The following is a 17,265-nucleotide window of genomic DNA, read 5'->3' as shown; positions in this document are numbered from 1 at the left end:
CGGGTTGCCCTCCGGCCGCAACGCCCCGGGAGTCCGTTCGTCTCGATCCCGGTGATCCCCCGGCCGGAACCGGGGTGCCCCCGCATACACCTCTTCGCCCGCAACGATCCCGCCCAGCCAAGACCGTGCCTACCCCCTGATGGAGTGCCCTGATGACCGCCACATCCACCCGCCCAGCCACCCCGAGCCTCCGCCGCCACGCATACGCGGTCGGCGGCGCCGTCCTGGCCACAGCCCTGCTGTGGACCGCAGCCCGCAGCCTGGGCGTCGAACTTCGCGTCGATGCCCGCAACGGACGACCGCCCCAGGTCGTCGGCCTGCCCCTCGTCGCCGGCAGCACGCTCGTCGTCTCCCTGCTCGCCTCAGCGACGCGAAAGTGGCTGGACCGGTTGACCGACCGGGCCTCGACCGTCTGGACCCGACTGGCCGTCACCGTGTTGCTCGTGTCGCTCGCGCCCATGACGTACGTCCAGGCATCCGGCAGTGCAAAGGCCACGCTCGCGTTGATGCACCTGGCCGTCGCCGCCGTACTCGTTCCGCTCCTGGCCCGCGCAAACGGCGATCGGCCCGGAAAGCAGCAGCACGCCAGAAACAACCAATCGATCCGTTGACAGTTCGGAGCGTGATCCGGCCGCCGGCCCGGAACGTCGAAGGAGCCACGCACATGCCCAGCCCCAACGCCAACCTCACCGCGATCCTGGTGGACTCCGCGGCGCGTCACCCCGACCGCCCCGCTGTCCGACTCGACAGTGCCACCCTGAGGTACGCCGAACTCGACGAAGCGAGTGCGCGAGCCGCGTCCCTCCTGCGCAGCGCCGGGGTGCACGCGGGCGACCGGGTCGGCCTGATGCTGCCGAACCTGCCCGCGTTCGCCGTCCTGTACTACGGCATCCTGCGCGCAGGGGCCGTCGTGGTGCCGATGAATCCGCTGCTGAAGGCGCGCGAGGTGGAGTATCACCTGCGCGACTCCGCGGCCTCACTTCTGTTCGCACCGCACGAGGTCGACGGCGCGCTCCGGGGCGCCGAGTCCGCCGGAACGCCGCACTTCGCGGTGCCGGCGGACGGGTTCGGTGGGCTCCTGGCGAGCCACGACCCGGAGTGGGACGTGGCCTCCCGAAAGCCGTCCGACACGGCAGTGATCCTCTACACATCAGGTACGACGGGCCGGCCCAAGGGTGCCGAGCTCACCCACGACAACCTGGCGCGCAATACCGAGGTCACCCGCACCACGCTGTTGCACCTCACCGAGACCGACGTGGTCTTCGGCGGTCTGCCGCTCTTCCACGCCTTCGGGCAGGTCGTCGGACTCAACTGCGCCGTCGCCGCCGGAGCCTGCCTGACCCTGCTGCCCCGCTTCGACGCCGCCAAGGCCCTGAAGATCATCGAACGGGACCGGGTCACCGCGTTCATCGGTGTGCCAACCATGTACGGCGCCCTGCTTGCCGCGGCAGGTCACGCGGACACCGCCTCGCTGCGGGTGTGCGTCTCCGGCGGAGCCGCCCTGCCGGTAGAGATCCTGCACGCCTTCGAGGCGGCCTTCGGCTGCGCCGTCCTCGAGGGCTACGGACTGTCCGAGACCTCCCCGGTCGCCTGCTTCAACCATCCCGGCCGCCCCCGCCGTCCAGGCACCATCGGCACCCCGATTCTCGGTGTCGAGATGCGGGTGCTCGACCCGGACGGCAGTGAGGTGGCGGACGGCACCGCCGGAGAGATCGCCGTCCGCGGGCACAACGTCATGAAGGGTTACTGGCGCAGGCCCGAGGCCACCGCCGAGGCCATCCCGGACGGCTGGCTGCGCACCGGCGACATCGGCATCCGCGACCCCGACGGCTGCTTCCGGATTGTGGACCGCAAGAAGGACCTCATCATCCGCGGCGGTCTCAACGTCTACCCGCGGGAGATCGAGGAGGTCCTGTACGAGCATCCGGCCGTGGCCGAGGCCGCCGTCCTTGGCGTACCGCACCCCACCCACGGGGAGGAGGTCGCCGCCGTGGTCACCCTCAAACCCGGCAGCGACGCGGGAGCGGATGCACTCCGCGAGTTCGTCAAGTTCCGTGTCGCCGCCTACAAGTACCCTCGCATGGTCCGGATCGTCGACGCCCTGCCCAAAAGTGCCACCGGCAAGATCCTCAAGCGCGAGATCACGCTTTCGCCGAACTGACGGGACAACAGGCCCGGCTCTGTGCACGTTCTCCGTGCTCGTCCCAGCGGTGGCGCCAGCTCCTGGCATCGGGCCCTGGCCGGAGAGGGGGTATCGCACTGGCGGCAGATCCAGCAGAGGAGAGGCTGTCCTGTCTCAGTGAACGTTGACTCACCGACGGTTGACCGGTCAGGCCCCTCTGTTCGCGTGGCGCCATCCGAGTGAGCCGACGTGGGTGAACGACAGATGAAAGGGACCGCAAGGGAAAGGATGGACGGCGGACGGCACCAGACTGTCGCGGGCCCAGGGAGATGTGATGAGCGGACGATCCGGCCTGTTTTGGGATGCGGTGGACGGGCGCTCGCCGTTGCCGCGTGCGGCGGCCACCCTGGGGTTGGAATTCATCGACGCGGACGTCGACAACGGTACGATTCGTCTGGCGTTCAACGCGACCGAGGACTTCACCAATCCGACGGGTAACGTGCTGGGGGCCTTTCTCGCCGCGATGCTCTACGACACGGTCGGCCCTGCTCTTCTCGCCACACTCCAGCCCGACCAGTTTCAGTCCACCATGGAGCTCAAGGTGTCTTTCCTCCGCCCGGTCCGCCCCGGGCGGCTCCTCGGGAACGGCCGCGTGGTGCATCGGGTGGGCGATATCGCCCACCTGGAAGCGTCGCTGTCCGACTCGGACGACATGGTGATCGCAACCGCCAGCGCCACGGCTCGCGTTATCCCTCTCAGCGGCGCGGGAACCGCGGCGTGACACCGCTCAACCTTCCCTATTTCTTCTACGGGACAGACGCGGCGTCCGGTGCCTAGCGGATGCAGGTAGCGCCACCACTGCTGCCCGTTCCAGGGGCCTTGCGCTTGCGGCTCTGTCGGGGCACTTGATGGCCGTCGGGGCCTGGCCGCGCGAATAGGCGTGACGGGTGGGTCGGTTGGCGAGAAGCGGGTCGGGCGTGGTGGACTTCGGGTCTGGCGGACGCAGAGAGAAGTGGTGGGGCAGGGCATGGCCGAGCAGGGCATGGACCACGGGTATCTGCTCGACAACCAGCAGTCGGAGGCGGGCATCCGATTCGGCGCGCTGGCCGAGCTGTTCGATCCGGTGACGTTCCGGCACATCGACCGGATCGGCATCACCAAGGGCATGCGGTGCTGGGAGGTCGGGGCCGGCGGCCCCTCCGTTCCTGCGGGCCTTGCCGAGCGTGTCGGAGCCGCGGGGCAGGTGGTCTGCACCGACATTGATGTGTCCTGGGCCCGGGACGCCGCCTCCGATGTCGTCGAAGTCCTGCGCCACGACGTTGCGGCCGATCCTCCGCCGCCGGGTGGTTTCGACCTGGTGCACGCCCGGCTGGTCCTGGTGCATGTCGTCGACCGCGCCGGGGCGCTGCGCCGCATGGTCCAGGCGCTGCGACCCGGTGGTGTGCTGCTCCTGGAGGATGCCGATCCAGGGCTGCAGCCTTTGCTGTGCCCGGACGAGTCGGGCCCCGAGCAGCGGCTGGCCAACCGTCTCCGGTCCGGGTTCCGTGAACTCATGGCGGCACGCGGTGCCGATCTCTCGTACGGCCGGACACTGCCCCGGGTGCTGCGCGAAGCCGGCCTGCGCGATGTACAGGCGGATGCCTACTTCCCGATCACCTCGCCGGCTTGCACCGTTCTTGAGGCAGCGACCGTCCGGCAGATCCGTGGCCGACTCGTGGCGGCGGGGATCGCGACCGACGAGGATATCGACCGCCACTTGTCGAACGTCGCCACCGGACAACTCGATCTGGCGACGGCCCCGATGGTCTCCGCCTGGGGTCGCCGCACGTAATGGGTGCCGTAGGGCACGAACCAGAACCGGCTCCCTGATCCGGCCTGATCCCAACGAAGCCAGTCCCGGGCCGCCGGCGCGTACGCACGCCACGAGTTCGGCGACGTCGCGCTGTTCGACGGCAGCGTACGCAGCCACGGCGCCGGCTGTAACCGGGCTTCGGCATGCGCCCGGCGCCTTTGATCGTCACGGCGGGAGCGCTCGTTCAGCCGGGCAGCGCCGATGCCGGGCCCGGCTGAGGGCCGTCACCGTCGTAGGCGGCCAGCGCGGCCTGACGGCATTCCAGCAGCTCGCGCAGGTCTTCGGGGGTCAGGTGCTCGTGCGCCAGCTTGACGCTTGCCTTGCCCTCCACGTCCGCCCACGACTGCCGGGCGCGTTTGTTGGCCACGCGTCTGGCATCGCTCCGCAGGAAGCCGGCCCCGGCCGCGAACCCGGCAGAGACCAGGGCGAGCAGCGCCGCGGGGACGCGTGCGTCCGCCGTGGCCAGTCCGGCGGCGCCGGCCACGCCCGCGAGCAGAGCCGCGGGGAAACCCAGCACGATGTGGGCCCTGTTCCAGAATTCGGCCCTTCGATGGGCCAGTGCCTTCTGTTGCGCCGCTTCGTCGTGCAGCCGCTCGATCTCGGCGCGCAGGCGACGCGAGGGCTCGTCCGGGGCGAGTCGCGTGGATCCGTCGGCAGGAGTGACCATGCCTGCAATTCCAACACGGTTGCACTTGGGGGACTTGGTTCGGTAGTGACAGGCTTGCCAGGCGCGAATGGTGGGCTCTCGCCAGAACCGACCACCCCCGAACGCGGTCACCTCAGCTGTGCCGCAGCGCGAACCACAGCTCTATCCGTACGTTAATCCAGCACTACTCGACGCCTGACCGCGCACGCCCGTGGAAGCGGCCCGGCCGAGGCGGACGGTAACCCGGCCGTCCGCGGGGCCGTCCGCTGTTCACGTATGCCACCGTCACATGAAGGTGGCCGACGTCACTTCAGGGCCGGGAAATTGAGAGGCGGACTTTGGACCCGGATCGCCCGGTTGCGGGCCCGGTTGCTGCCCGTTCACCCCCGGAAATAGATCACTTACCGCGCCTACTGTGGACATCTCGCCACCTTGTGCTGCCTGTTTGCCTCAGAGCCAGTTGTCTTTGTCGCCCGAAGTGAAATGACAGCACGGAGAAGGTCACGAGATTGCTTGACATTAATGCGGCGGGGTCGATGCAATGGGCCAGCCGAGGCTGACCGGGCGAAAGTGACCGCCATTCAATTCCCGTGCCGGCGTGAGATTTGGCCCGCGAGGCAAATTCGTGAACACATGCTGAGGAGGGGCAGATGGCTCAGAGTGGGCGTCGGGCATCCAGGGAGGCGCCGCCGGGGGGAGGGGCGGCTGCCGCCGAACCGGCTCCGGCGCAGCCAATGTCGAACGCCGCCCTTTCAGCGACATCTGCCACAGCGCCCCCGACGGCCGGCCCCGAGACCGAAGCCGCTCTCGCCGCAACAGGTGCGGCCTTATCGGTTCCCGATGGGGAGTCGAGCCCCGCTCGTGCCGCCGAGCCCGATGGCGGTGGTGAAGTCGCCGCTGCGGGCGGTGTGAGCCCGCCCACCGTGACGGGCCCCGAGTCCCCTGGCGGCGGCCTGCGGAAGCCTATGCTCGCGGGAGCCGCGATAGCAGGAGCGGTGCTGGTGGCTGACCCCTTGCTGCTTGTGGCGGGAAAGTCCGACCCGGCCTCGCATGGTTCGGCCGTTGTGGCGGCCGCCGATGCTGCACTGCTCAAGGACGGTACGGAGGCGCAGGATCCCGGTGAGTTCGTACCGGCCCCTCCGGCGCCCAAGCCGAGCCCGGCGGCGCCGCCTGCGAAACCCCGTGCAGGTGCGCCGATGTCAGGGTCACACGGGAGTACCTCCCGGCTCGGAGCCGGATCGGGTCACCCGGTCGCAAGACGGTGCAGGAGAAGCGGCCTCTGCGTAAAACGGAGACTTCGAAGAAACAGGTGAGCGTCCCGGAGGCCATGGGCACCGGGCCGAACACCTTGCCGCGGCAGCCGTTTCGGCCACGGGGCACGCCGGGCGGGCCGCTGGGGCACGCGTCACCGAAAGGGCGGCGTTCCGCGCTGATTGCGTCGCGGTCGGCTCCACAGCGGCTAATTCTCCCACCCCCGGCGGTGCTTCGCTGGATGCCCGACTCTCGCTGCGAGCCAACCGTTTCTCCTTGTCTGCGTGTTCACGCATTTCCGCGCGAACGGATCGCGCGCCGGTTACATGCGCTGAATGGCGGTCAGTTTTTCCTGTCGGCCGTGGCAGGCCCATTGCACCTATCGCGCCGCATTGGTGTCAAGCAACTCCATTGGCATTCTCCGCCCTGTCGTTTCACTTCGGGCGAGAAAGCAACTGACTATGGGGCCAAACAGGCACTGTGAGGGGATGAAAAGTCCGCGTAAACGCCAATAAGTGATCTATTTCCGGGGGTGAACGGGCAGGAACCGGAGGCAGTACCAAGCGATCCGGTCGTAGGTCTACGAGGTCACGCCACCGCTTGTCCCAGCGTCCCCCTGATCTTGGTCGGCGCCGTTCATCGCCGGGAGGGCCCGTGAGATCCTGCGGCGGTGCTCTTGAGCGACCATGCAAACCGTGTCGACCTTCGCCCGCTGCGCTATCAGTTCGCCACGGCCCAAGGCAACCGTTACGACGACAACTGGCTGATCATCGGTGGCACGGTGTCGACCGCCGAGGGCAGTTGGTCCTTTACCGATCCATCTCTGCTGGCCCACGAAGCCCGCCAGGTCGCCGCTTGGTTGCGCGCGGTGGCCCCAGGGACAGTGTCTGTGACCCACCCTGATGACGAAGGCTATTTGTCCCCCGACACGTGGTTCAACGAGCCGGTCCTGGCCTTCAGCCTCGCCGACCGAAGCGAGGCTGGGGCAGTGGTTCGCCTTCACCTGTCCCTGGAAGCGACACCCCCATGGCAGCAGGGTGATGACAGGGCAGACATCTACCAGTACTTCGTGGAGGTCCGGACGGATACAGCTGCACTGCTTCACGCAGCTGACCAGTGGGATCTTGCTCTGGCTTCCTTCCCAACCCGCTGATCAACGTCGGTCCCAACGGGAGGCGGTCCACCGGGCCCAACACAGGCTCCGAGGCTTGACTTCTCCATTGGGAAGCCGTTTTGCCGGCCACCTGCCCGTGACGGGTACGGAAATTGCAGGACCGGCCGTGCACTGGAGGGAGGCCCTCATCGGGCCAAGCGGCGGGGAGTATTCAGGTTCTGCGTAGAACGCGACCGTCCGGGCGGATGATCGTGTCCCGGAGGGCCAGCTGGTTGCCGACGCTGAGGGAGCGAAGGTCTAGTGTGCCGTTTACCGTGCACCCGTTCACCGTGAACTCCTGGGTGATGTGGGCGCTCTGAGCACGCAGACCGGGGAGCCGACACTCGCTGAGCTCAAGGACCTCGAATCGCCCGCCCTCCAGGAGCGGTACTTCATCGAGGTGGCGCCGTTGCAGACGGACGGTTGAACTGGCGGGTCATCGTCCTCCGCCATTGGTGCCCCCTCCGCCGTGGCGATGCCCATTGAGCACCTCCCTGTTGCCCAAGACGGGAGCTGATCATCCGTGATCAAGACGATCAAGCATCAGAAGTACGGGGGAATCTCATTTCCCTTACTCAAGCCCGCGTCGTCCTCCGGCCGTAGTCATCACGGAAGCGCGGTCACAACCAGGTTGACAAGGCAGGGGACGAGCCACCGGGTTGTTGGTGATGGCGCGGGGGTCGTGTCGCCCTCATAGAGGTCGACGTCACGGCCGTCGTCCACGTGATGCGCGGCAGATTAGCAGCGGTGACCCCCTTTCCATGCGATGTCCTTCATTGTCCCCATGGGCATCCTTTTCATCGGACAAGCTGGCCGTAGGAGCGCGACCGGTCCGCTGGGTATGGCGGGGGACGGGAGCGGGGATCACCGCGCGCGCCGGAAGAAAGGCTGCCGACGTTCGATGACCGACCGAAAAGAGCTGGTGCCGCAGACCGGGGCCCGCGTAGTCGCCAAGCAGGTCACCCGCGGTATCGGCTGCTTTGGCGTGCTGACCACCCTCGGCGCGGCCTTCAGCGTCGACCTCTTCATCGAAGGCATGGCCGGCGCTCTGCAGTTCTTCGTCCTACTTGTCTTCGTCGCAGGGGCAGCCAGAATGATCTGGCTCTGGCGCTACCGACCGAAGCTGAGGATCAAGGACCTCGGTGAGACCACCGACGAACTTGTCCGGTCGGGCGTGAGGTACTGCCTCATTCTGCGCGCGTTCGGTTCCGACGGGTACATCCTCGTCCGGAGCAGCAGAAAGCGGCGGTCCGTGTCGCTCGCCGGGATGAAGGTCATGTCGACCATGGAACAGATCGTCAACCGTGCCTGGTTCGACACGTCGGCCTGCGAGACGTACGCCGTGGTGGCCCCCCATCTCTTCCTGGCTCCCGGCGGTCCCGTCTACATGAAGGCCAATGACAATTGGATGCAGCCGGTGGAGAAGCTTATCGAGCAGGCCCATTCCGTCGTCCTGATCATCCCGCCCCGCCAGGAGATCCGGGCTTCCTCCTGGTGGGAGATCCGGAAGGTCGTGGAGACGCAGCGGCTTGAACGCCTCACTGTGGTCATTCCGCCGTACGACCAGAAACGGGGCGGCTATCCGAAGGCGCGGCGGGAACTCTGCAAGATCATGACGGTTCTGGAGGACCCGCTGTGCTTGGCTGGCCTTCCCGACGGGTCGGATCCACACATCAGTGAGGACCGTGTCGCCTTCTACGACGAAAAGTTGCCTCCGAGGATGCTCGGTGTACATTTTTTCAGGAACGAGCAGCCCTCCTACGAACCCTCCGACGAGGGACCTGTCCGCCCTCATTTCAGCTACGTGGCAACAGTGGAGAAGACCTTCCTGCTACGCAGACGGCGGAAGGTCACCGAATTCTCCTACCGGGAACTGCTGCTGAGCGCGTTCGAGTCGGACGGGCGGGAGGGACGCTGATCCCGCGGTGCTACGTGAACTCGCGCTCTGAGATGAACAAGGCGTTCGGCCCCGAGACACGGTACGTCACCACGACTCTCAAGCTCTGAGCGCGCGCAACGCTGACGCGGGGTGAAGGCCCCCGGAGCTCCGCGAGGAGCACCGGAGGCCCCTGCCGTGTTCCCAGGGCGGCCTGAGCCTGGAACCCTTGAACCACTGGGACCACGAGGGGAGTTCCGCTGTGGCGCGAACGGGTCGGTGGGCAGTGGCTGTGATGGCATCGGTCGTGGCCTTCGGAGTCGGTCTGTGGCTGGCCGGATCGGTGTTCTCCGGCTGGCTGCCGCGTGGGGAGGCTGAACGCTGGGCGGTCGCCACCGCGTTCGCGACGGTCGCCGCAGGCGCGGCCGGCGCGCCGCTCGGCTGGTGGGCCGGGCGCGAGACGCGGGGCGGCGGCCGGGTGGTCCAGCGGGCGACGGCGACGGAGGCCTCACGGACCACACAGATCGGCGGCAGCCGAGGTGGTACGGACTCCGCGCCCTCTGTTGATGTGGAGCAGCAGGCCGAATCGTCCGGCACTGCGCGCATTACGCAGATCGGCGGCGATCAGCACACCGGCGGGCGGTAGCCGGATGGCGGGGGAGAAGCGGCGTAACCACCGCGCAGAGCAGCACGCGCGCGCCCAGGGAGCGGGACGCGTGGAGCAGTTCGCCGGCGACCAGTACAACATCATCGCCACGGGTACCGGCCCCGTACCGCAGGCAACGGCCGCGCTTCCGGCCCCACCGGCCCACCTCGTCGGCCGCACGTCCGAGGCCGAACAGCTGCTGGAACTCCTCGATCCCGAAGGGCAGGGCCCCTCGGCCGTCGTGGTCTCCGCCGTCTCCGGACTCGGGGGGATCGGCAAGACCGCACTGGCGCTGCATGTCGCCCACGAGGCGGCGGTCGTACGCAACTGGTACCCCGGCGGCGTGCTGTTCGTGAATCTGCGCGGTTACGACCCCGAGGGCCAGGTCACGGGCGGGCAGGCACTTGCCGCGCTGCTGCGGGCACTCGGCGTGCGGGACGAGGACCTGCCGTCCACGACCGACGAACAGGCGGCCGTCTACCGCTCCGAGCTGGCCCGCATGGCCGACCACGGCCGACGCGTGCTGCTCGTGGCGGACAACGCCTCAACGGCCGCGCAGGTGAGCCCCCTGATCCCCGCGCGTCGCGAACACCGGTTGGTGGTGACCTCCCGGGACATCCTCGCGGCCCTCCCCGCGCGCCAGCTCGGCCTCTACGAACTGGCGCCCGGCCCGGCCCGCGAACTCATCAGCGACAGCCTCACCCGCGCGCGTCCCGACGACATCCGTCCTTCGCGCGAGCGTGAGGCACTGGACGAGGTCGTGCGCCACTGCGGCAGACTCCCGCTCGCCCTGGAGATCGCCGCGGCCCGCCTCACCGGCGACCCGGGCCTTTCCCTCGCCGCTTTCGCCGCCGAACTGGCGAACACCCGAGGCCGCCTGGAGCACCTGCGCTACGACGACGGCGGCCACTCCCTCGCCGTACGGGCCGCGTTCGAGGGCTCGTACCGTCGCTTGGACCCCGAACAGGCCCTGCTCTTCCGCCTGTTGTCCCTCAACCCCGGCCCGGACCTGGCCACGGAAGCGGCGGAAGCCCTGATCGGCCGCCCGGCCCGGGGCCTGCTGGCTGACCTCGCCCGCACGGCGTTGCTGAGCGAGCAGCCGGTGGGCGAAGGGCGGTGGCGGATGCACGACCTGATCCGTCTGTACGCGGCGGAACTGGCGGAAGGGGACGACGCGGGTGCCCGGGCGGAGGCGGCGGACCGGCTGCTGGAGCACTACTCCACGACGTTCGAAGCCGCGACCGCGCTCCTGGCGGACCTGCCGGAGGAGCATAGCCGTCAGCGGTTCGGCAGCCGCAGTGAAGCGCTCGGCTGGCTCAAGGACGAGCGCGCGAACCTCACCGCTGCCGCCCAGACCTTCTCCGGGAGCCATCCGGATGTCGTGGTACGCATCGCTTTCGACCTCGTGTATCGCCTCTTCCAGTGGCGCTATTTCGACGACGGAACCGCTGTGGCTGAGGCGGCGCTGGCAGTGGTCGACGGTCACGGAACGGTGAGCGACACGGGTGGGCTCCACACCATCCTCGGCATGGCGCTGTTCGGGGCCGGGCGGCGGGCGGAGGCTGTCGCCGCGACAAAGGAGTCCATCAGGATCTACCGGGAACTCGCCCGGGACCAGCCTGACATCGAACCCCTGGTGGGACGTTCCCTTGCGAACCTCGCCATCCAGGAGCGCGATCCGGAAAGGCGCCGGGAGGCCGCCGAGGAGGCCGTGACCATCGGACGCCGATGGGCACGCGGGGACGAGCCCGCACTTCACGATGTGGAACTCGCGGGAGCACTGCACAACCTCAGCGTTGCGCTCGCGGACCTGGGCCGGCACTCGGAGGCCGTCGCCCCCGCGCAGGAAGCCGTGGAGATCCGCAGACGCCAGGCACAGGCGGCCCCGGGGACCTTCCAGAGGTACTTCGCCGACCTGTTGATCCATCTCAGTGCGAAGCTGTTGGAGGCGGACCGACCGGAAGACGCCGTGCTGCGGGCCGCTGAGGGCGTGGACGTCTTCAGGCAACTGGCCGCAGAGGATCTCAGGGCGCACGAGCACGCGCTGTGCGACGCGCTGAGCAGGCTTGGTCTCGCGCTCGCCGCGGTGGGGCGACGGGAGGAAGCGTGCGAACTCCACGCGGACGCTGTTGCGGTCGCTGCGCATCTGGGCGAGAACGCCGAGGAAGCGCTGGTGCTGACAGAACTCGCCGACGTCCTGGCGCGTAGTGCTGCGGGACACGGAATGTGGCGGCGCATCAGAAGGCGACGGAGCCCGGGCGGTTCGTAGGCCGTCCACACCGTCGTGCCGGGTCATGGCACCGGGGGCCGTCCTGGATGGTACGTCGTAGGGTTCAACTGCTCGCTTTGGTCCTTGGCGACTGGATAGCGGGTGTTGTCGCAGTGGCCCTGGCCCGGAACCACTGTTTCGAAGGGATATCACGCCTGGGTGGTCAGCCATGTCTGGTACTTCTTGAGGATCAACGAGCGGCGCCGACCTGACCAACAACAGCCTTGACACGCACGCACCCGAAGAGCACAACGAAGGATTCTGTGAACAAGACCGATCTGATGGCGATGGTGCCCTCGATCGCGGCCGCCATGGCCGCCGCCGACGTGAGCCCCGGCATGCAGTTGTCCCAGACCCTGTACCGGGCCGCACTCGTCTCCAGCTGGGACATTCCCGCCGGTGCCTCGGTCCTGGAAGTCGGCTGTGGGCAGGGTGACATGACGGCCGTTCTCGCCGAGGCCGTCGGCCCGCAGGGCCGGGTGGTCGCTGTCGACATAGCGGATCCGGCGTACGGCGCCCCGGTCACCCTGGGGCAGTCGGCGGAGCACCTCAAGGCGACGCCGCTGGGCTCCCGCATCGAATTCCGCTTCGGCCTGGACCTCCTCGACGAGGCCGTCACCTTCCCCGACAGCGGGTTCGACTACGCCGTCCTGGCACACTGCTCCTGGTACTTCGCCTCCCTGGACCAGCTACGGGAGACCCTCGCCCGGGTCCGTCGCTGGGCACGGAACCTGTGCTTCACCGAGTGGGACCTCACACCCCGCTCAGCTGACCAGCTGCCCCACCTGCTGGCCGTCCTGATCCAGGGCCAGATCGAGGCGAGCGGATCGCGGGGCGGAGGCAATGTGCGCACGCCGTTCTCGCACGAAAGCCTGCTTCGGGTTCTCCCAGTGACAGGCTGGGACCCCGCCCCCGGGACGGCCGTGGACACAACCGCCCTACAGGACGGCGACTGGGAGGTGGAAGCCTGCGTGACACTGCTCGACAACGTCGACCGGATGTCTGAGCTGCCGCAGACAGTACGGGACCTGGTACTGAGCCAGGCGGATGTGCTCCGGTCCCTGGCGAAGGACCGCGGCAACACGCCGCTGCCGGCCTACTCGCTGACCGCCCGCTGAGCGGACCGGGACACCGGTCCGGGCCGCGACCGCCCGACCGGCGCGAACGGAAATCGGGCCCGGATCCGGCCGCCCGGCCGGATCCGGACCTCGCAGCTGGACCAGATCCGCGCATCGGCTACGGGGCGAGGCGGCTCACCGGCCCGCAGGTCTGGGGCGAGTACTCAGACCACGACGCCGGGATCGCAGGCCGCAGGGCCCATCGGATCGCGCCATGGCCGAGCCGGATAATGAGACCCGAGGTGGCGGGTGATGCTTGGTGCGAATGTTGCGGATGCGGCTCTTGGTTGGGCTGGTCCGGGGGCTCAGCAGGGTTGGCAGTGTGTGGATTGAGGGGGCGGGGGCGTGGAGTCGCTGGACAGGTCGGATCCGGGGTTTTTTGGGGGCTATCCGCTACTGGCCCGGCTCGGTGAGGGTGGTATGGGGCGGGTGTATCTGTCCCGGACTGTGGCGGGGCGTCCGCTGGCGTTGAAGACCGTGCGTGCCGAGTTCGGGCATGAGCCGGGGTTCGAGGAACGGTTCGCGCGTGAAATCCGTAACAGCGACCGGGTGCGCTCCCGTTGGACCACTGCGGTGGTGGACTACAGCCCCGTGGGGCAGCGGCCGCAGTGGCTCGCTACGGAGTACGTGGCCGCGCCTTCCTTGGCTGAGTGGGTGCAGCGGTACGGCCGACTGCCCGAGCGGTCTGTACTGGCTCTGGCGGCCGAGATGTGCGGGGCGCTGGGGGCGGTGCATGGGGCGGGACTTGCACACCGGGATGTCAAACCGTCCAATGTGCTGTTGGGCCGCCGTAGCCCCTTGCTCATCGACTTCGGGATCGCGCGCGCCACGGAGGACTCGCGCCACACGCGGACCGGCGGCGTGATCGGTTCTCCCGGTTATCTGGCGCCGGAGCAGGCGAGTGCCGGGGGTTCGGGTGCACCGGCTGATGTCTTCTCCCTGGCTGCTGTGCTGGTGTACGCGGCGACCGGAACGGGCCCCTTCTCCCGCCGGGACGAGGAGGTCTCGGCCGCGGTCTTGCTGTACCGCATCGTGCACGAGGAGCCAAACCTCGACGGGGTTCCGGCGCCCCTGGTTTCGCTGCTGCGGTCCTGTCTGGCCAAGAACCCGCAGAAGCGGCCTACGGTCGGCGCCGTCGGCGCGCTGCTGGAACGCCTGGGCGGCCGCACCGGTACCTGGCCGCAGCTGCTGCCCGAGGCGCTGGAGAGAGATATCGCGGTGCGGGAGGAGGAAGCGCATGCGCTGGTCTCCGCAGCACCGCAACCGCCGGCTGTGGCATCTGGGCCAGGTGAGGCTCCGGATGGCCCGGCCTCCGACGGAGTAAGGGATGCCGACCAGCTCGCTACCCGTTTCCTGCGACGGCGGTTGTCCGGCCGTACCGCATGGATGGTCGCAGGGGCCATCGCCGCCTCCCTGATCGCGACGGCAGCCACGCTCGTTCTGCAGCATCTGCCGGGCAAAGATGCATCCGGTGCGACGCCTTCGCCGTCTACCACCGTCGCTTCTCTGCCCGCATCCTGGGCGGGTACATGGGTCGGCACCGGCCCGGGCACCCCCTCGGCCGACGGCGTCACCCAGGCCCGGACCAACGATTTCAATGTCACCCTGACCCTCCACCCGGGACGGCAGGGTGAACTGGCGGGCAAGCAGGTCAGCCACCTGACCGAAGTGGGCACCGGCCGTGAGCTGGGCTGCACCGAGGCTCTGCAACTGCGGGAGGTGCGCAGGACATCCATGGTCTTTGAGGCGGTCACCAGCCATCCCACCGACCAATCGACCGCCGTCTCCTGCCCGGAGGGCAATATCTACGTCGTCACGATGACCGGACGCGACACCTTGGGCCTGGGCGACGAAGGGGCGCAGTCCGCCGGAGCGCCGTCCACCCTCACCCGGCGCTGACGGGGACGGCCGTCGGCCGGTGGAACCGCTGTGTACCGTCGATCGACATGGACGTGCACGGCGTCCAGTCCGGGACTCGTCCTTGAACGCCCTGGTCCTGTGGAACTCCCGGTGTCTGGACGCGGCTGTCGCCCAGCCACGACCTCAAGGACGATGACGTGGCCCGGCTGTCCCCGCTGACGGACCGGAACATCAACTTCCTGGGCCGCTACCAGTTCAACATAACTGCCGGCGGCCCCGGCAGGGGCCAATGTCCGGGGCTGGAGGACTTCACCTCAATCGAGTCGCCGTCCCCACACGCACCGGCACTGAGCGCGGTACCGGCGACGAGCCCCCTTATCCTGACCGGCGGCTCCGGAGACTGGACCGTGGAAGACAACGGGCGGCCTGTCCCGACCCTGACACGCCGGCTGCCCGCCCGGCGCGAGCAGGCTGGTGAGCACGGGGCTACCGCTCCGGGGTCGGTTCTCGGCGGCGTGTGGCGTTGAGGCTGCCGAGCAGGGAGAGCGCCTGGGAGCTGGGGCTTCCTGGTTCGGCGTGGTAGATCACGACCTGCTGACCAGGTGCACCGCGTACGTCGAAGGACTGGTAGGTGAGTGACAGGGTTCCGACCTCGGGGTGGATGAGTTCTTTGGCGGCGTGGGTTTTTCCGTAGACGGTGTGCGAGGACCAGAGCGTGGCGAATTCCTCGCTCGATTCGGTGAGGACGCTCACCAGTTCGTGCAGGCGTGGATAGTGCGGTTCACAGCCGGTGGCCTGGCGCAGGCTGGAGACGACCGCCTCGGCCGCACGGTGCCACTGCGCGTAGAAGCTGCGGCCTGCGGGGTCGAGGAAGGTCATGCGGGCCAGGTTTTCCGCTTTCCCGAACGGAGAGAAGAGCGCGTCGGCCAGGCTGTTGGCTGCCAGGAGGTCCAGCGCTGGGTTGAGGACGAATGCCGGGGTGTTCGTGTACCCGTCCAGCAATTGACTCAGCATCGGGCTGACCGTCTCTCTCGGCTGTGTCCGGTGAGAGTCCGGCAGGGTGTCCGCCAGCCGGTACAGATGGTCACGTGCCTCGCGGTCCATGCGCAGGGCGCCGCTGATCGCGTCGAGGATCTGTGGCGAAGGGCTGTGCTCGCGGCCCTGTTCCAGACGGGCGTAGTAGTCGGTGTTCATGCCGGCCAGGACGGCGACCTCCTCCCGCCGCAGCCCCGCCACCCGGCGCCGGCCGTAGGAGGCCAGCCCGACGTCGCCGGGCCGCAGCCGTGCACGGTGTGCCCGAAGAAAGTCCCCGAGATCGTTGCTGGTCACCTCTTCAGGTTAGACCGATACCCGGCTGCGTACCTGGGTGTGCCGTACCCCGGCACAGCCTGTCCTGGCTGGTCCTTCCTCCGCCGTCCAGACTCCGGACAGCGAGCTGGACGGAAGTACGGAAAGGAACGCGGTGAGTGAAGAGTCGAGCCCTGTGGAAGGGGCCGGTGAGAGGGCGGATGTGGTCGGCGTGTGGGTGACGGCGGACGGGCACATCCGGCAAGAGCTGCGTGCCGACGGCCGTTATGACGAGGCTCGCGGGACGCGTCGCAGTGCCTACAGCGGCCGTTACACGCTGACGGGCAGTCATCTCGACTATGTCGACGACACCGGGTTCACCGCCACGGGCGACATCCGTGACGGTGTGCTCCACCACGAACACCTCGTTCTCCACAAGGAGGAACAAGCATGACGCAGACCACCAAGACCGTGGCCATTACCGGTGCGAGCAGCGGCATCGGTGAGGCGACCGCACGCCGTCTGGCGGCGGACGGGCACCGGGTCCTTCTCGGCGCGCGCCGTACCGGCCGGCTGGAGCGGCTGGTTGAAGAGATCACCAAGGAGGGCGGCACCGCCGCCTTCCGAAAGCTGGATGTCACCGACGCGGCAGACACGCGCGCGTTCATCGACGCGGCGCTTTGCGAGTACGGCCGGATCGACGCCCTCGTGAACAACGCGGGTCTGATGCCCCTCTCCCCGCTGGAAGCGCTCAAGACCGATGAGTGGGACCGCATGATCGACGTGAACGTCCGGGGAATCCTGCACGGTATCGCCGCCGCCCTGCCCGCGATGCGCGCACAGGGCGGCGGGCACTTCGTGAACATCGGCTCCGTCGGCGGGTACGAGGTCTCTCCCACCGCCGCCGTCTACTGCGCCACCAAGTTCGCCGTCCGCGCGATCTCCGAAGGACTGCGCCAGGAGTCCGCCGGAGACATCCGGGTCACCCTCGTCTCCCCGGGCGTGACCGAGTCCGAACTCGCCGACAGCATCTCCGACCTGGAAGCCAGGGAGGCGATGAAGACCTACCGCGCCGTAGCACTGCCCGCCTCGGCCATCGCGGAGGCCATCGCCTACGCCATTTCCCAGCCTTCGCAGGTCGATGTGAACGAAATCGTCATCCGGCCCGCCGCGAGCGCCCAGTGA

General features: G+C 68.4%; 14 protein-coding genes. 12 read left to right on the top strand and 2 right to left on the bottom strand.

Features of this window, described 5'->3' with window-relative positions; all coding sequences use genetic code 11:
• The first annotated feature begins 152 nt into the window (after positions 1-152).
• From OG966_RS01460 to OG966_RS01445, 4 genes are all read left to right on the top strand, one after another.
• Positions 153-611, top strand: coding sequence for a DUF6069 family protein (locus OG966_RS01460; protein WP_326647471.1), 459 nt, complete (start codon positions 153-155; stop codon positions 609-611).
• 53 nt (positions 612-664) lie between these two features.
• The gene (locus OG966_RS01455) at positions 665-2,161 is read left to right on the top strand and encodes a long-chain-fatty-acid--CoA ligase (RefSeq protein ID WP_326647470.1); all 1,497 of its coding nucleotides are present in this window, start codon (positions 665-667) and stop codon (positions 2,159-2,161) included.
• A gap of 295 nt (positions 2,162-2,456) precedes the next feature.
• Complete coding sequence (locus OG966_RS01450) at positions 2,457-2,903, top strand: PaaI family thioesterase (protein ID WP_326647469.1); 447 nt, start codon at positions 2,457-2,459, stop codon at positions 2,901-2,903.
• Positions 2,904-3,149: 246 nt separating this feature from the next.
• The gene (locus OG966_RS01445) at positions 3,150-3,953 is read left to right on the top strand and encodes a class I SAM-dependent methyltransferase (RefSeq protein ID WP_326647468.1); all 804 of its coding nucleotides are present in this window, start codon (positions 3,150-3,152) and stop codon (positions 3,951-3,953) included.
• 205 nt (positions 3,954-4,158) lie between these two features.
• Here OG966_RS01445 and OG966_RS01440 read toward each other — a convergent pair whose 3' ends face one another.
• A complete protein-coding gene (locus OG966_RS01440) occupies positions 4,159-4,641 on the bottom strand; it encodes a hypothetical protein (protein WP_326647467.1) in 483 nt (160 codons plus the stop codon).
• 1,900 nt (positions 4,642-6,541) lie between these two features.
• On the opposite strand from OG966_RS01440, the gene OG966_RS01435 reads away from it, so the two are divergent.
• From OG966_RS01435 to OG966_RS01410, 6 genes are all read left to right on the top strand, one after another.
• Positions 6,542-7,024: a WapI family immunity protein gene (locus OG966_RS01435; protein WP_326647466.1), complete on the top strand. Its 483-nt coding sequence runs from the start codon at positions 6,542-6,544 to the stop codon at positions 7,022-7,024.
• Positions 7,025-7,925: 901 nt separating this feature from the next.
• Positions 7,926-8,942, top strand: coding sequence for a hypothetical protein (locus tag OG966_RS01430; RefSeq protein WP_326647465.1), 1,017 nt, complete (start codon positions 7,926-7,928; stop codon positions 8,940-8,942).
• A gap of 253 nt (positions 8,943-9,195) precedes the next feature.
• On the top strand, positions 9,196-9,546 hold the full coding sequence (locus tag OG966_RS01425; RefSeq protein WP_326647464.1) for a hypothetical protein: 351 nt from the start codon (positions 9,196-9,198) through the stop codon (positions 9,544-9,546).
• 70 nt (positions 9,547-9,616) lie between these two features.
• The gene (locus OG966_RS01420) at positions 9,617-11,815 is read left to right on the top strand and encodes an ATP-binding protein (RefSeq protein ID WP_326647463.1); all 2,199 of its coding nucleotides are present in this window, start codon (positions 9,617-9,619) and stop codon (positions 11,813-11,815) included.
• Between the two features lie 263 nt (positions 11,816-12,078).
• The gene (locus OG966_RS01415) at positions 12,079-12,933 is read left to right on the top strand and encodes a class I SAM-dependent methyltransferase (RefSeq protein WP_326647462.1); all 855 of its coding nucleotides are present in this window, start codon (positions 12,079-12,081) and stop codon (positions 12,931-12,933) included.
• A gap of 345 nt (positions 12,934-13,278) precedes the next feature.
• On the top strand, positions 13,279-14,832 hold the full coding sequence (locus OG966_RS01410) for a serine/threonine-protein kinase (protein WP_326647461.1): 1,554 nt from the start codon (positions 13,279-13,281) through the stop codon (positions 14,830-14,832).
• 447 nt (positions 14,833-15,279) lie between these two features.
• Here OG966_RS01410 and OG966_RS01405 read toward each other — a convergent pair whose 3' ends face one another.
• The gene (locus tag OG966_RS01405) at positions 15,280-16,122 is read right to left on the bottom strand and encodes a helix-turn-helix transcriptional regulator (RefSeq protein ID WP_326647460.1); all 843 of its coding nucleotides are present in this window, start codon (positions 16,120-16,122) and stop codon (positions 15,280-15,282) included.
• Between the two features lie 133 nt (positions 16,123-16,255).
• Between OG966_RS01405 and OG966_RS01400 the strand changes: the two genes are divergently transcribed.
• Both OG966_RS01400 and OG966_RS01395 read left to right on the top strand, forming a co-directional pair.
• Positions 16,256-16,534: an Atu4866 domain-containing protein gene (locus tag OG966_RS01400; protein ID WP_326647459.1), complete on the top strand. Its 279-nt coding sequence runs from the start codon at positions 16,256-16,258 to the stop codon at positions 16,532-16,534.
• Complete coding sequence (locus OG966_RS01395) at positions 16,531-17,265, top strand: SDR family oxidoreductase (protein WP_326647457.1); 735 nt, start codon at positions 16,531-16,533, stop codon at positions 17,263-17,265. Before OG966_RS01400 ends, OG966_RS01395 begins: the two co-directional genes overlap by 4 nt.

The sequence above is a fragment of the Streptomyces sp. NBC_01750 genome (assembly GCF_035918095.1).
In the GTDB taxonomy this organism is placed as follows: Bacteria; Actinomycetota; Actinomycetes; order Streptomycetales; family Streptomycetaceae; genus Streptomyces.
The sequence above is the reverse complement of the archived record's forward strand: the minus strand, read 5'-3'. Positions and strand labels throughout refer to the sequence as shown.

Bases quoted from the DNA above. Each gene is read 5' to 3' on its own strand.
- OG966_RS01460 (WP_326647471.1), top strand. From the start codon at position 153: ATGACCGCCACATCCACCCGCCCAGCCACCCCGAGCCTCCGCCGCCAC.
- OG966_RS01455 (WP_326647470.1), top strand. From the start codon at position 665: ATGCCCAGCCCCAACGCCAACCTCACCGCGATCCTGGTGGACTCCGCG.
- OG966_RS01450 (WP_326647469.1), top strand. From the start codon at position 2,457: ATGAGCGGACGATCCGGCCTGTTTTGGGATGCGGTGGACGGGCGCTCG.
- OG966_RS01445 (WP_326647468.1), top strand. From the start codon at position 3,150: ATGGCCGAGCAGGGCATGGACCACGGGTATCTGCTCGACAACCAGCAG.
- OG966_RS01440 (WP_326647467.1), bottom strand. From the start codon at position 4,641: ATGGTCACTCCTGCCGACGGATCCACGCGACTCGCCCCGGACGAGCCC.
- OG966_RS01430 (WP_326647465.1), top strand. From the start codon at position 7,926: ATGACCGACCGAAAAGAGCTGGTGCCGCAGACCGGGGCCCGCGTAGTC.
- OG966_RS01425 (WP_326647464.1), top strand. From the start codon at position 9,196: ATGGCATCGGTCGTGGCCTTCGGAGTCGGTCTGTGGCTGGCCGGATCG.
- OG966_RS01395 (WP_326647457.1), top strand. From the start codon at position 16,531: ATGACGCAGACCACCAAGACCGTGGCCATTACCGGTGCGAGCAGCGGC.